This window comes from Pseudomonas cavernicola (assembly GCF_003596405.1).
Lineage (GTDB): Bacteria > Pseudomonadota > Gammaproteobacteria > Pseudomonadales > Pseudomonadaceae > Aquipseudomonas > Aquipseudomonas cavernicola.
The window spans coordinates 1-13,513 of record NZ_QYUR01000006.1; the positions used below are offsets into that span (position 1 = coordinate 1).

Here is a 13,513-nt window from a genome sequence, read left to right on the forward strand (position 1 = left end):
TGAGCAGCGCTGAGCTAACTCTGCTGCAGGCCCGCACCGAAGGCTGGATCACGGCATTGCACTTGGCGGCACTGGCATTGGCCCGACACCCGAATCGAGCAGCCTTTCTCGCGGGGTTGTCCGGTACCGAGCGCAACATCGCCGATTATCTGGCGAGGACGTGCTCGCCAGTCTGCCGGAGAGCTTGCAGCTGTTTCTTGACCAGACTTCGGTGCTCGATGAGTTCAATGCGGAGTTGTGCAATGCCCTGACTGGCAGGCGCGATGGCCTCGATATGCTGATGCGGCTACAAACGGAGCAGCTGTTCGTGATTCCGCTGGACGAGCAGGGTGAATGGTTTCGATTTCACCACCTGTTTGCCGAGTTTCTCCAGGGACGCTTGGCCAGGCGTAGCGATCCCGCGACGTTGCTGCATTCTGCGGCGCGCTGGTGTGAGAGCCATGACCTGCCGGATCGCGCGATCAAATACGCCTTGCGCGCCCGCGACTACAGCTTTGCGGCGGAGTTGCTGGAGCGGCAGGGTGCGCGACTGATCGCGAGTAATCGGGTCTATGGCATTCTCGCGATACTCAAGAGCGTGCCAACCGAGGTGATTCGCGAGCATGCCAGTGTTTCAGATTTTCTATGCCTGGCAACTGGCTTTCGAGCAGAAGTTCGCCGATGCCGAAGCGCTGATAGAGGAGGTCAGCACGCGCTTGCTGCAAGGCCGTGGCAAGGGTATGCACTTCGGCTTGCTGGAGTTGTTAGCGGCGGCGCAGGTCCTCAAGGCCTTGGTACTGCTGTATCAAGACAAATTGGAAAGCTGTTTGAAAGTCGCCCGGCAGTGGTTGGGTATGGCGCCGGATAACCAGCCGGTATTTCGCGCCAGCCTTTCCTGCGTGCAAGCGGCGGCTTATGCGCTACTCGGTGAATTCGGCGAAGCGGCCAAGTCGATTGCGCTGGCGCGTGACAACTTGCGCCTGTCGAAAGTGAATACCTGCATGTGATGACCAGCTTGATCGAGGCACTGATCTGCAAGGAGAACGGTGAACTCGAGCGCGGGCGCGCACTGGCCGAGGCCGCGCGCGGGCGGGTGGAGCGGGTGTTCGGTCGGCGCAGTCGGGTCGGCGGCCGTTGGCCCTGGCCTATGCGGATTTGCTCTACGAACAGGATCGGCATGCGGCCATTCTCGCCGAATTACCACTGGCCACGACCTGGCGCGACGTTGCGACACCGATCGAGTTGATTAGCCGGGGCAAATTGGTCATGGCACGGGCGCGTTTCTTCGCTGGCGAGCCCGAGCAAGGTCTGGCCCAGCTCGACGAATGGCTGGCAGAGCTGCACGGTGCAGGTTACGAACGCGTGTTTGCCCTGGGCATGAGTTGTAAGGTGCAGTTTCTACTCTGGTTGCGGCGGCCGAATGAGGCCGAGCGCGTGTGCTTGCAAATGCAGCGGCACTTGGCCGTGTTGCCGGCAGGGCGTTACCTCGATGCAGAGACTGCGCTGGCACTTTCCGAGGCACGCCTGGCTCTCTGCGAGCGGCGTGCGGATAAAGCGCAAGCCAGTCTGGAAGCCTGCTTGGCAAAACAAACCGCGGATCACCAGCGTGACCGCCGCTTGCGTCTGTCCTTGTTACTTTCTGTGGCGTATTGGCGCAAAGGTAACAGCGAAAAAGCCTTCGCCTTGTTTCAGCCAACCTCGAAGATGCCTGGAACAGTGGCTACCGCCGGTTATTCCAGGATGATGCGTTGTGGCTGCTACCGCTCTGGGACGCCTGGCGGGTGGCGGAACCGAAGCGTTCAGCCGCTTGGCAAGGGGTGGCGGAGTTGCTTCGTGAGCAATGCCGCCGGTTGGCCGTAGATCCTGAAAGTTTCAATGAGAATCAAGATGTTAGCCACCGCGAGCGGGAGATTTTGCGCTTCGTGGCGGCGGGCTTGTCGAACCGTGACATTGCCCAGGCGGTGCATTTGTCGGAGGCCACGATCAAATGGCATCTGCATAACCTGTTCGCCAAGTTAGGGGTGCGCAGCCGCACGCAAGCGGTACTCAAGGGTAAGAGCATGGGGTTGTTGAGCGAGGCTTGATCACGCGGTAGGGCTAGCCCTCGGCCGTGCTCCATCCCTTGGATGGGCTGGCAGGCGGGAGCGGGCCCAGTAGTTTTGTAACCAGGGCGGGAAGCACAGTGCTTCACGAGTCCAGAGCTGATGCGACTAGGGAAGCAGCGTCAGGCCTGGAGATCGGCGTGAGCCGATTCAGCTGCCAGTGACAGGAGTCGACGGTAGTGCCCGGGGAACAACCCATCTGTGATCTTTGGAGACAACAACAATGAAAAGCTTAAAACAACTGGCTCTTGTCGCTGCTGTACTGGCTGTTCCGTTCATGGCTCAAGCCGATCTGAAAGCGATGGATGACTCCGCTCTGTCGACTGTGACCGGTCAGGATGGGATCAGCATCTCCGGTAACTTCGGTGGCGCCATCGGCAACGTGGCCTACACCGATTCAGGCAATAGCCTGCACCTGAACAACATCGCTTTCTCTGGTTTCACTATTCTCGATACGGCCCCTGTGACCGTTGATGTGATCGATAACGGCGCCGGCTTGAAGCAACTGGCCATTGGCCTGCCGGGTATGACTGGCACCGTTTCCGTGGGCGGCATCTATGTCGGTGGCACCTATGCCGCCGGCGCCGTCACCGGCGCTGCCAGCATCGGCGCCCTGGCCATCAGCGACATGAACATGGCCGGTACCACTGTAAAGGTCTGGGGTCACTGAGTTAGTTTGGCAGGTTAGACCTGGAAAGCCTTATCGGCCTCGGCTGATAAGGCTTTTCTCCTAATAAAAGTCGCTCCATCAGGACTGCAAATGATCGAGATTCTCCTGGGTAGCCTGATCGGTGTATTTGGCTTCACCGAAGCGGTGGACACCAAGCCGCCGGCACAAGGCACCGTCAATCTCACCCAATCGCTGACGCCCAATGGCCCGCTGCGCGAGTCGGTGACGTTGGAGCCGATGAGCCAGTTGCAGTTTCGCAATGTGATCCGTCAGGCCTATGACTACAGCTGCGGTTCGGCGGCGCTGACCAGCATGCTCGACTATTTCCTTGGCCGTAATCTGCAAGAGCGGCAAGTGATGGAGGGGCTGCTGCGCTACGGTGAGGCGGACAAAATCGTCGAGCGGCGGGGTTTTTCGCTGCTGGACATGAAACGTTTCGTCGCCGCTTTGGGTTACAAAAGCGGCGGCTTCCGCGCGGCGTTCTCCGATCTGGACGAACTGGAGCATCCGGCGCTGGTGCCGATCGAATATGCCGGTTTCAAGCATTTCGTGGTGGTGCGCGATGTCTATAACGACCACGTCTTCGTCGCCGATCCGGCCCTCGGCAATATCAGTTTTACCCGTACCCGCTTCGAGGAAATCTGGGATCAGAACGTGCTTTTCGTGATCTTTCCCAGCGGGCAGGAACCGCATAACGCGATGGCTTTGACCGAGCGTGATTTGCGCATCATCGATGACCGTACGATAAGCCTGCTGGCCTTTCGCGAGTTCCCACAAATCACCAAGTTCTCCGAGAATCAGGCCACTGAACTGGGTTCCGGGGGCGATATTCAGTACATCCGGCGCAAGTGATGTTCACGGCAACCAATGCCCGGCATAACAAAAATAACTGGGGATAGCGTCATGGGTGTGAAGAGGTGTGCATGGCTAGTCATGCTGGCGCTAACTGTGGCGCAGTCGTTATGGGCTGCTGAGCCCTCGGTCGAGGATGCCCGTGAGGCGTTGAGCAAGAAGGAGGATGACGCTGACAGCGCCAAGGCGCTGGAACAGGTTTTTCAGGCGGCGGAAAAGAGCTACACGCTGCTGAAAAAGGGAGAGCGTACGCTGACCTATGGCTTCGACTACTCGCTGGTGCGCGACACCCAGATCCAGAGCGTGCGCACCGGCAACAATGTGTTCAGCGTGCTTGCGCAAAGCGAGGCACAGCATACCTTCACCAACTCTTTCACCTTCGATTACGGGGTCTGGGACAACCTGACCTTCAGCATGCGCCTGCCGTTTATTGCCAAGTACGACACCGAACGCGATTTGAACGCCTACAGCTTGGGCGATCTCTCTGCCAGCCTGCGCTGGCAGCCTTGGGCCTCGGTGCGTGGCAAGCCGGTGACGACCCTGTATGCCACCCTGGGTTTGCCCACTGGCACCAGCCCTACGACATCAACAGCGACAAAGACCTGTCGACTGGCAGCGGTTATTACAGCATCGGCGGTGGTGCCAACCTATCTTATGTGATCGACCCAGTGGTGCTCTTCGGCTCGCTGGGTTACACCTACAACGTGCCGGTGACCGACATCAATCAGGCGCGTGGCGGGCGCAAGCTGGAGAAAGTCGATCCGGGCTCGACCCTGTCGTTCAGCATGGGCTTTGCCTATGCGCTGTCCTATGACGTTTCGCTCTCCACTTCCTACCAGATGGCGCAGACCTTCAAGCCGACTTACACCTTCGCCGACACCAGCTTCGAGGGTACCGAGCAGACCAGTTCGATCATGAACTTCTCGCTGGGGCTGAGGACCTCGCCAGACTACATCGTCAACATCAATGCCGGCTTTGGCATGACGGAGGACTCGCCCGACGTGTTGTTGGGGGTGTCGATGCCACTGGATATCAAAGGCCTGAAGGCCCAATAACCCGCGAGCGAGCACGTCATGACTATGCGTATTTCGCCGCTGGCGCGGGCGATTGCCGGGATCGGCATGCTCTGGATGGGGGTCGCGCAGGCGCAACTGGCGCAGAACCTGACCATCGGCAACCCCAAGGCGATGGCCATGGGCAACGCGATTACCGCGGATTTCAGCGGTATCGACGCGGTGCATTACAACCCCGCGGCCCTGACTAAACTGAAAGGCCGGCAGACCACCGTCAAGTTCATCGCCGGGGTGATGGACATTCGTGCCGACTTCAACGCACCGCCCGGTTACGGCAGCAACTTTCTCGGTCTGAACGACGATCCAGTCGCCAACAGTTCCAGCCGCACCACGACGTCGGCCATGTATTTGCCGGGGTTGGGCGGCGCGACCGAGGTGCCGCTGTTGTTCGCGCCGCTGGCGGGCTTGTCGATCAATCCGCCGGGCTCGAAGTTCACCTTCGCCACCAACGTCTACACCCCGCAGGCGCTGGGTTATTCTCGCGATGACAACGATCCGGCGCGCTACCAGGGTAAGGAAGTGGTGCTGCAGCGCTTGACCTACTTTTCGCCCTCGCTGGGTTACCAGATGAATGACGAACTGTCACTCGGGTTGTCGATCGGCTTTTCCCATCAGGCGGTAGCGCTCAACCAGGATTTCCGCGCCCCCGGTGTGCTCACTGGTTTCACCGGCGTGGCCCAGGATGCGCTGTGCACCGTCGATGGCAACCCGTTCGAGGTGCTGCTGAACATTTGTGGCGGTGATCTGGGGCCCTTTACCGATATCGCCAACATCGATGTGGACATGCAACAGTCCTTGTCGCCGACCTGGAACGTCGGTTTTCTCTGGGAGCCGAGCGACTGGTTCGCCCTCGGCGCGGTGTATCAGAGCGAGGCCAAGATGCATCTGCAGGGCCAGTACCGGGTCGACTACTCGCAGGACTGGCAGGGCTTTTGGCAGGGCCTAGACAGCTCGCTGATCGGCGCGATCTTCAACAGCATCACCCGGATGGGGTGTTCGACGAGGAGAGGGGCAACGTCTCCATGGATCTGACCTATCCGGCGCATTTCGCCAGTGGGATCAAGCTCAAGCCGCATCCGCAATGGCAGATCAACTTCGACCTGAAGTGGACCGACTACAAGGCTTGGGAGAAGTTCGAGTTGGAGTTCGACCAGCCCCTGGATGTGCTTAAGATCGCCAGTCTGTTCTCACCGGACAATGCCACGGCGACCACCATCACCCTCGATCGTGACTACGAGTCGGTGTGGAGCTGGGCAGTTGGTGTCGAATATGAGCTCAATGAGCGCCTGAGCCTGCGTGTCGGCTATGAGCCGCGGCCTTCGGCCGTTCCAGGCAATAAGGCGGATATTCTTGCGCCGTTGGGCGATGCTCAGCTGTACGGGCTCGGCGCTGGTTATCGTTGGGACAAGGACACGGTGATCGATATCGGCTTCAACTATCTGGTCAGCAAGCAGAGCATTCCGGCACGCTCCAGTTGCAACATCAACTGCTCGGATATCGACAGCATGGTCTACAACCCCTATGCCGATCTCGATGTCGAAACCAGCGTCAAGGCTTATGTGCTGGCGCTGACTTATCGGACCACCTTCTGATATGCGTAGCCTACTGCTGCTCCTAACTCTCGTTGGTCTGGCCTCGGTGCAGGCCAGCAACGGCAAGTACTTGACCTGGGTCGATGATCAGGGGCGGGTGCACAACACCTTTGTCGATGGCAATTTCGCTAAACAGCAGCACCAGGCCGCGCGGCGAATCAGCCAAAGCGATCAGGCGCGGATGAACGATGATTCGGCAACGCGCTGGCCCGGCAGCAAAAACAATGGCGAAAGCAAACGCCGCTATTAACCTGGGTGGATGCCAGCGGCAATTTGCAGAACAGCTTCTATGCCGGCACCCAACAAACGGCAGGGAAGAGCGATGTGCTGCTGCCCAATGGCGAGCGTTCCGGTGAGTACATCGATGCCGATGTGCTGGAGGGGCGCAACTTTGTTCGCCCTGAGCACGGCAGCCCGTACTACACCTGGGTCGATGAGCAAGGGCGAATGCACAACTCAGCGGTGCCGGAGCAAGGTCGCGGGTCAGTGCAGAGGGCGACTGGTGACGGGCTGCCGGTCAAGTACACCGAGGGTCGCCAGGTCGAATTTGCCAACAAGACAGCGGTATTGCCATCCCTGGATGGCCAGCCCACGGCGGCGATGCAAGCATTATTGGCTGGAGCCCAGGGAAGCGCGGGGGATGGGCTCTATCAAAGCCTGCTGGACCAGTGCTGTGGGCAGCTGCCTGACGATGCGTTTACTGAACTGTCGGTGCAAGAACCTCGTTACGAGGAGCTCAATCGCTTCTCGCCGAGCTTTGATTTCCCCATGGGCCGCAGTTACTACGCGGCGCTGAAGCTGCCGCGCTCACAGCGTACGTATGGGTTGCGCGTACGCAGCTTTGCGAATAAGCAGGTGGTCTATCCCTCGCTACTGTTTCTCGATGAGGCCAAACGCCCAACGCGGCTAGTCAGCGATGCGGTCTATCAACTGCATGGCGAGACCTGGTATCGCTATGCCTTTATCGAAGGCACTGTGCCGGTCAAGGCTGCGGAAGGTGAACGCTACGTGTTGCTGCTCACCACGACGAGGATCGTCATCTACAGACCCTAGACAACAAGCTGTTCAAGCGGCCGTTACAGGACTGGCAGTGAATGACGCAGGAATGCAAACCCATGAGCATGCCGATCAGGGTGGTTTTGAGTTGGCGATCGTGCGTTAACCTCAACGCTGGCCAGCTAACTGCGAAAAGCCAAAAGCCCGCGCTAGGCCGGGCTTTTGGTGGTGGTGGTCAGCCTGCTCCTGGATCAGATCTCGCTTGATGCACATGGCCGAACAACTGCTGTGCGAAGCGCATGCGCTCTTCCGGGGTTTCCTGGATGCCTTGGGCTTTCAGTTCGCCAGCGCCTCGACAGGGCGCGATGTACCGCCATCGTTACGATCTGATTTCAGCGGGCGGGCGTTGAGTCAGAATCAACGGCCTGTCCTGATCAGCACCATGTCCAGCCGATAAACCCGCATAGTCAGCCGGAGCCATTGCATATCGTCGCGCAGCATGCAGGGCGTTGGGTTCGACTGGCAGGTACGCGCCAACAGTCAGCAACACCCACACCACAGCGGTGGACGCGTACAGCTCCGACTGGAGGCTTATGAAGCTGGCTTCCGGCTGCTATGAGCTATGTGGCCTGGGTTATATCGGCGTGGACATGGTGCTGGATCAGGACAAAGGCCCGTTGATTCTCGAACTCAACGCCCGCCCCGGCCTGAATATCCAGATCGCTAACGACTGCGGCTTGGTACATCGCGCCCATGCTGTCGAGGCGCGTCTGGCGGAACTGAAAGCCCAAGGCATCCAGGAAACCCCGGAAGAGCGCATGCGCTTCGCACAGCAGTTGTTCGGCCATGTGCATCAAGCGGAGATCTGATCCAGGAGCAGGCTGACCCACCACCACCAAAAGCCCGGCCTAGCGCCGGGCTTTGGCTTTTCGCAGTTAGCTGGCCAGCGTTGAGGTTAACGCACGATCGCCAACTCAAAACCACCCTGATCGGCATGCTCATGGGTTTGCATTCCTGCGTCATTCACTGCCAGGTCCTGTAACGGCCGCTTGAACAGCTTGTTGTCTAGGGTCTGTAGATGACGATCCTCGTCGGTGGTGAGCAGCAACACGTAGCGTTCACCTTCCGCAGCCTTGACCGGCACAGTGCCTTCGATAAAGGCATAGCGATACCAGGTCTCGCCATGCAGTTGATAGACCGCATCGCTGACTAGCCGCGTTGGGCGTTTGGCCTCATCGAGAAACAGTAGCGAGGGATAGACCACCTGCTTATTCGCAAAGCTGCGTACGCGCAACCCATACGTACGCTGTGAGCGCGGCAGCTTCAGCGCCGCGTAGTAACTGCGGCCCATGGGGAAATCAAAGCTCGGCGAGAAGCGATTGAGCTCCTCGTAACGAGGTTCTTGCACCGACAGTTCAGTAAACGCATCGTCAGGCAGCTGCCCACAGCACTGGTCCAGCAGGCTTTGATAGAGCCCATCCCCCGCGCTTCCCTGGGCTCCAGCCAATAATGCTTGCATCGCCGCCGTGGGCTGGCCATCCAGGGATGGCAATACCGCTGTCTTGTTGGCAAATTCGACCTGGCGACCCTCGGTGTACTTGACCGGCAGCCCGTCACCAGTCGCCCTCTGCACTGACCCGCGACCTTGCTCCGGCACCGCTGAGTTGTGCATTCGCCCTTGCTCATCGACCCAGGTGTAGTACGGGCTGCCGTGCTCAGGGCGAACAAAGTTGCGCCCCTCCAGCACATCGGCATCGATGTACTCACCGGAACGCTCGCCATTGGGCAGCAGCACATCGCTCTTCCCTGCCGTTTGTTGGGTGCCGGCATAGAAGCTGTTCTGCAAATTGCCGCTGGCATCCACCCAGGTGTAATAGCGGCGTTTGCTTTCGCCATTGTTTTTGCTGCCGGGCCAGCGCGTTGCCGAATCATCGTTCATCCGCGCCTGATCGCTTTGGCTGATTCGCCGCGCGGCCTGGTGCTGCTGTTTAGCGAAATTGCCATCGACAAAGGTGTTGTGCACCCGCCCCTGATCATCGACCCAGGTCAAGTACTTGCCGTTGCTGGCCTGCACCGAGGCCAGACCAACGAGAGTTAGGAGCAGCAGTAGGCTACGCATATCAGAAGGTGGTCCGATAAGTCAGCGCCAGCACATAAGCCTTGACGCTGGTTTCGACATCGAGATCGGCATAGGGGTTGTAGACCATGCTGTCGATATCCGAGCAGTTGATGTTGCAACTGGAGCGTGCCGGAATGCTCTGCTTGCTGACCAGATAGTTGAAGCCGATATCGATCACCGTGTCCTTGTCCCAACGATAACCAGCGCCGAGCCCGTACAGCTGAGCATCGCCCAACGGCGCAAGAATATCCGCCTTATTGCCTGGAACGGCCGAAGGCCGCGGCTCATAGCCGACACGCAGGCTCAGGCGCTCATTGAGCTCATATTCGACACCAACTGCCCAGCTCCACACCGACTCGTAGTCACGATCGAGGGTGATGGTGGTCGCCGTGGCATTGTCCGGTGAGAACAGACTGGCGATCTTAAGCACATCCAGGGGCTGGTCGAACTCCAACTCGAACTTCTCCCAAGCCTTGTAGTCGGTCCACTTCAGGTCGAAGTTGATCTGCCATTGCGGATGCGGCTTGAGCTTGATCCCACTGGCGAAATGCGCCGGATAGGTCAGATCCATGGAGACGTTGCCCCTCTCCTCGTCGAACACCCCATCCGGGGTGATGCTGTTGAAGATCGCGCCGATCAGCGAGCTGTCTAGGCCCTGCCAAAAGCCCTGCCAGTCCTGCGAGTAGTCGACCCGGTACTGGCCCTGCAGATGCATCTTGGCCTCGCTCTGATACACCGCGCCGAGGGCGAACCAGTCGCTCGGCTCCCAGAGAAAACCGACGTTCCAGGTCGGCGACAAGGACTGTTGCATGTCCACATCGATGTTGGCGATATCGGTAAAGGGCCCCAGATCACCGCCACAAATGTTCAGCAGCACCTCGAACGGGTTGCCATCGACGGTGCACAGCGCATCCTGGGCCACGCCGGTGAAACCAGTGAGCACACCGGGGGCGCGGAAATCCTGGTTGAGCGCTACCGCCTGATGGGAAAAGCCGATCGACAACCCGAGTGACAGTTCGTCATTCATCTGGTAACCCAGCGAGGGCGAAAAGTAGGTCAAGCGCTGCAGCACCACTTCCTTACCCTGGTAGCGCGCCGGATCGTTGTCATCGCGAGAATAACCCAGCGCCTGCGGGGTGTAGACGTTGGTGGCGAAGGTGAACTTCGAGCCCGGCGGATTGATCGACAAGCCCGCCAGCGGCGCGAACAACAGCGGCACCTCGGTCGCGCCGCCCAACCCCGGCAAATACATGGCCGACGTCGTGGTGCGGCTGGAACTGTTGGCGACTGGATCGTCGTTCAGACCGAGAAAGTTGCTGCCGTAACCGGGCGGTGCGTTGAAGTCGGCACGAATGTCCATCACCCCGGCGATGAACTTGACGGTGGTCTGCCGGCCTTTCAGTTTAGTCAGGGCCGCGGGGTTGTAATGCACCGCGTCGATACCGCTGAAATCCGCGGTAATCGCGTTGCCCATGGCCATCGCCTTGGGGTTGCCGATGGTCAGGTTCTGCGCCAGTTGCGCCTGCGCGACCCCCATCCAGAGCATGCCGATCCCGGCAATCGCCCGCGCCAGCGGCGAAATACGCATAGTCATGACGTGCTCGCTCGCGGGTTATTGGGCCTTCAGGCCTTTGATATCCAGTGGCATCGACACCCCCAACAACACGTCGGGCGAGTCCTCCGTCATGCCAAAGCCGGCATTGATGTTGACGATGTAGTCTGGCGAGGTCCTCAGCCCCAGCGAGAAGTTCATGATCGAACTGGTCTGCTCGGTACCCTCGAAGCTGGTGTCGGCGAAGGTGTAAGTCGGCTTGAAGGTCTGCGCCATCTGGTAGGAAGTGGAGAGCGAAACGTCATAGGACAGCGCATAGGCAAAGCCCATGCTGAACGACAGGGTCGAGCCCGGATCGACTTTCTCCAGCTTGCGCCCGCCACGCGCCTGATTGATGTCGGTCACCGGCACGTTGTAGGTGTAACCCAGCGAGCCGAAGAGCACCACTGGGTCGATCACATAAGATAGGTTGGCACCACCGCCGATGCTGTAATAACCGCTGCCAGTCGACAGGTCTTTGTCGCTGTTGATGTCGTAGGGGCTGGTGCCAGTGGGCAAACCCAGGGTGGCATACAGGGTCGTCACCGGCTTGCCACGCACCGAGGCCCAAGGCTGCCAGCGCAGGCTGGCAGAGAGATCGCCCAAGCTGTAGGCGTTCAAATCGCGTTCGGTGTCGTACTTGGCAATAAACGGCAGGCGCATGCTGAAGGTCAGGTTGTCCCAGACCCCGTAATCGAAGGTGAAAGAGTTGGTGAAGGTATGCTGTGCCTCGCTTTGCGCAAGCACGCTGAACACATTGTTGCCGGTGCGCACGCTCTGGATCTGGGTGTCGCGCACCAGCGAGTAGTCGAAGCCATAGGTCAGCGTACGCTCTCCCTTTTTCAGCAGCGTGTAGCTCTTTTCCGCCGCCTGAAAAACCTGTTCCAGCGCCTTGGCGCTGTCAGCGTCATCCTCCTTCTTGCTCAACGCCTCACGGGCATCCTCGACCGAGGGCTCAGCAGCCCATAACGACTGCGCCACAGTTAGCGCCAGCATGACTAGCCATGCACACCTCTTCACACCCATGACGCTATCCCCAGTTATTTTTGTTATGCCGGGCATTGGTTGCCGTGAACATCACTTGCGCCGGATGTACTGAATATCGCCCCCGGAACCCAGTTCAGTGGCCTGATTCTCGGAGAACTTGGTGATTTGTGGGAACTCGCGAAAGGCCAGCAGGCTTATCGTACGGTCATCGATGATGCGCAAATCACGCTCGGTCAAAGCCATCGCGTTATGCGGTTCCTGCCCGCTGGGAAAGATCACGAAAAGCACGTTCTGATCCCAGATTTCCTCGAAGCGGGTACGGGTAAAACTGATATTGCCGAGGGCCGGATCGGCGACGAAGACGTGGTCGTTATAGACATCGCGCACCACCACGAAATGCTTGAAACCGGCATATTCGATCGGCACCAGCGCCGGATGCTCCAGTTCGTCCAGATCGGAGAACGCCGCGCGGAAGCCGCCGCTTTTGTAACCCAAAGCGGCGACGAAACGTTTCATGTCCAGCAGCGAAAAACCCCGCCGCTCGACGATTTTGTCCGCCTCACCGTAGCGCAGCAGCCCCTCCATCACTTGCCGCTCTTGCAGATTACGGCCAAGGAAATAGTCGAGCATGCTGGTCAGCGCCGCCGAACCGCAGCTGTAGTCATAGGCCTGACGGATCACATTGCGAAACTGCAACTGGCTCATCGGCTCCAACGTCACCGACTCGCGCAGCGGGCCATTGGGCGTCAGCGATTGGGTGAGATTGACGGTGCCTTGTGCCGGCGGCTTGGTGTCCACCGCTTCGGTGAAGCCAAATACACCGATCAGGCTACCCAGGAGAATCTCGATCATTTGCAGTCCTGATGGAGCGACTTTTATTAGGAGAAAAGCCTTATCAGCCGAGGCCGATAAGGCTTTCCAGGTCTAACCTGCCAAACTAACTCAGTGACCCCAGACCTTTACAGTGGTACCGGCCATGTTCATGTCGCTGATGGCCAGGGCGCCGATGCTGGCAGCGCCGGTGACGGCGCCGGCGGCATAGGTGCCACCGACATAGATGCCGCCCACGGAAACGGTGCCAGTCATACCCGGCAGGCCAATGGCCAGTTGCTTCAAGCCGGCGCCGTTATCGATCACATCAACGGTCACAGGGGCCGTATCGAGAATAGTGAAACCAGAGAAAGCGATGTTGTTCAGGTGCAGGCTATTGCCTGAATCGGTGTAGGCCACGTTGCCGATGGCGCCACCGAAGTTACCGGAGATGCTGATCCCATCCTGACCGGTCACAGTCGACAGAGCGGAGTCATCCATCGCTTTCAGATCGGCTTGAGCCATGAACGGAACAGCCAGTACAGCAGCGACAAGAGCCAGTTGTTTTAAGCTTTTCATTGTTGTTGTCTCCAAAGATCACAGATGGGTTGTTCCCCGGGCACTACCGTCGACTCCTGTCACTGGCAGCTGAATCGGCTCACGCCGATCTCCAGGCCTGACGCTGCTTCCCTAGTCGCATCAGCTCTGGACTCGTGAAGCACTGTGCTTCCCGCCCTGGTTA

General features: G+C 59.0%; 7 protein-coding genes and 6 pseudogenes. 7 read left to right on the forward strand and 6 right to left on the reverse strand.

Annotated elements, in window-relative coordinates; genetic code table 11:
* From D3879_RS16075 to D3879_RS16100, 6 genes and pseudogenes are all read left to right on the forward strand, one after another.
* Positions 1-2,063, forward strand: a pseudogene (locus D3879_RS16075) (helix-turn-helix transcriptional regulator); the annotation flags it as partial.
* 241 nt (positions 2,064-2,304) lie between these two features.
* Positions 2,305-2,751 (forward strand): DUF6160 family protein, encoded by a 447-nt coding sequence (locus D3879_RS16080; protein ID WP_119955293.1) that lies wholly within the window; start codon positions 2,305-2,307, stop codon positions 2,749-2,751.
* A gap of 90 nt (positions 2,752-2,841) precedes the next feature.
* Positions 2,842-3,603 (forward strand): C39 family peptidase, encoded by a 762-nt coding sequence (locus tag D3879_RS16085; RefSeq protein ID WP_119955294.1) that lies wholly within the window; start codon positions 2,842-2,844, stop codon positions 3,601-3,603.
* Positions 3,604-3,684: 81 nt separating this feature from the next.
* Positions 3,685-4,658, forward strand: a pseudogene (locus D3879_RS16090) (transporter).
* Between the two features lie 18 nt (positions 4,659-4,676).
* Positions 4,677-6,268, forward strand: a pseudogene (locus D3879_RS27645) (outer membrane protein transport protein).
* A 1-nt stretch (position 6,269) separates the two neighbouring features.
* Positions 6,270-7,430: pseudogene (locus tag D3879_RS16100) on the forward strand (MalM family protein).
* A 69-nt stretch (positions 7,431-7,499) separates the two neighbouring features.
* On the opposite strand, the pseudogene D3879_RS27170 reads toward D3879_RS16100, so the two are convergent.
* Positions 7,500-7,607 (reverse strand): annotated as a pseudogene (locus D3879_RS27170) (hypothetical protein); the annotation flags it as partial.
* A 211-nt stretch (positions 7,608-7,818) separates the two neighbouring features.
* Between D3879_RS27170 and D3879_RS16105 the strand changes: the two are divergent.
* Positions 7,819-8,133, forward strand: a pseudogene (locus D3879_RS16105) (sugar-transfer associated ATP-grasp domain-containing protein); the annotation flags it as partial.
* Between the two features lie 86 nt (positions 8,134-8,219).
* Here D3879_RS16105 and D3879_RS16110 read toward each other — a convergent pair.
* From D3879_RS16110 to D3879_RS16130, 5 genes are all read right to left on the reverse strand, one after another.
* The gene (locus D3879_RS16110) at positions 8,220-9,383 is read right to left on the reverse strand and encodes a MalM family protein (protein ID WP_119955295.1); all 1,164 of its coding nucleotides are present in this window, start codon (positions 9,381-9,383) and stop codon (positions 8,220-8,222) included.
* A gap of 1 nt (position 9,384) precedes the next feature.
* Entirely contained in the window at positions 9,385-10,977 is a 1,593-nt protein-coding gene (locus D3879_RS16115) for an outer membrane protein transport protein (protein WP_119955296.1), read from the reverse strand.
* Positions 10,978-10,995: 18 nt separating this feature from the next.
* Positions 10,996-11,970 (reverse strand): transporter, encoded by a 975-nt coding sequence (locus D3879_RS16120; protein WP_119955297.1) that lies wholly within the window; start codon positions 11,968-11,970, stop codon positions 10,996-10,998.
* Positions 11,971-12,051: 81 nt separating this feature from the next.
* Positions 12,052-12,813 carry a C39 family peptidase gene (locus D3879_RS16125; protein ID WP_119955294.1) on the reverse strand — a complete coding sequence of 254 codons (762 nt, stop codon included), beginning with the start codon at positions 12,811-12,813 and terminating at the stop codon, positions 12,052-12,054.
* A gap of 90 nt (positions 12,814-12,903) precedes the next feature.
* Positions 12,904-13,350, reverse strand: a complete 447-nt coding sequence (locus tag D3879_RS16130) for a DUF6160 family protein (RefSeq protein WP_119955293.1) — start codon at positions 13,348-13,350, stop codon at positions 12,904-12,906.
* Positions 13,351-13,513: the final 163 nt, after the last annotated feature.

Coding starts and splice junctions, on each gene's coding strand:
- D3879_RS16130 (WP_119955293.1), bottom strand. CDS start 13,350: ATGAAAAGCTTAAAACAACTGGCTCTTGTCGCTGCTGTACTGGCTGTT.
- D3879_RS16115 (WP_119955296.1), bottom strand. CDS start 10,977: ATGACTATGCGTATTTCGCCGCTGGCGCGGGCGATTGCCGGGATCGGC.
- D3879_RS16120 (WP_119955297.1), bottom strand. CDS start 11,970: ATGCTGGCGCTAACTGTGGCGCAGTCGTTATGGGCTGCTGAGCCCTCG.
- D3879_RS16085 (WP_119955294.1), top strand. CDS start 2,842: ATGATCGAGATTCTCCTGGGTAGCCTGATCGGTGTATTTGGCTTCACC.
- D3879_RS16125 (WP_119955294.1), bottom strand. CDS start 12,813: ATGATCGAGATTCTCCTGGGTAGCCTGATCGGTGTATTTGGCTTCACC.
- D3879_RS16110 (WP_119955295.1), bottom strand. CDS start 9,383: ATGCGTAGCCTACTGCTGCTCCTAACTCTCGTTGGTCTGGCCTCGGTG.
- D3879_RS16080 (WP_119955293.1), top strand. CDS start 2,305: ATGAAAAGCTTAAAACAACTGGCTCTTGTCGCTGCTGTACTGGCTGTT.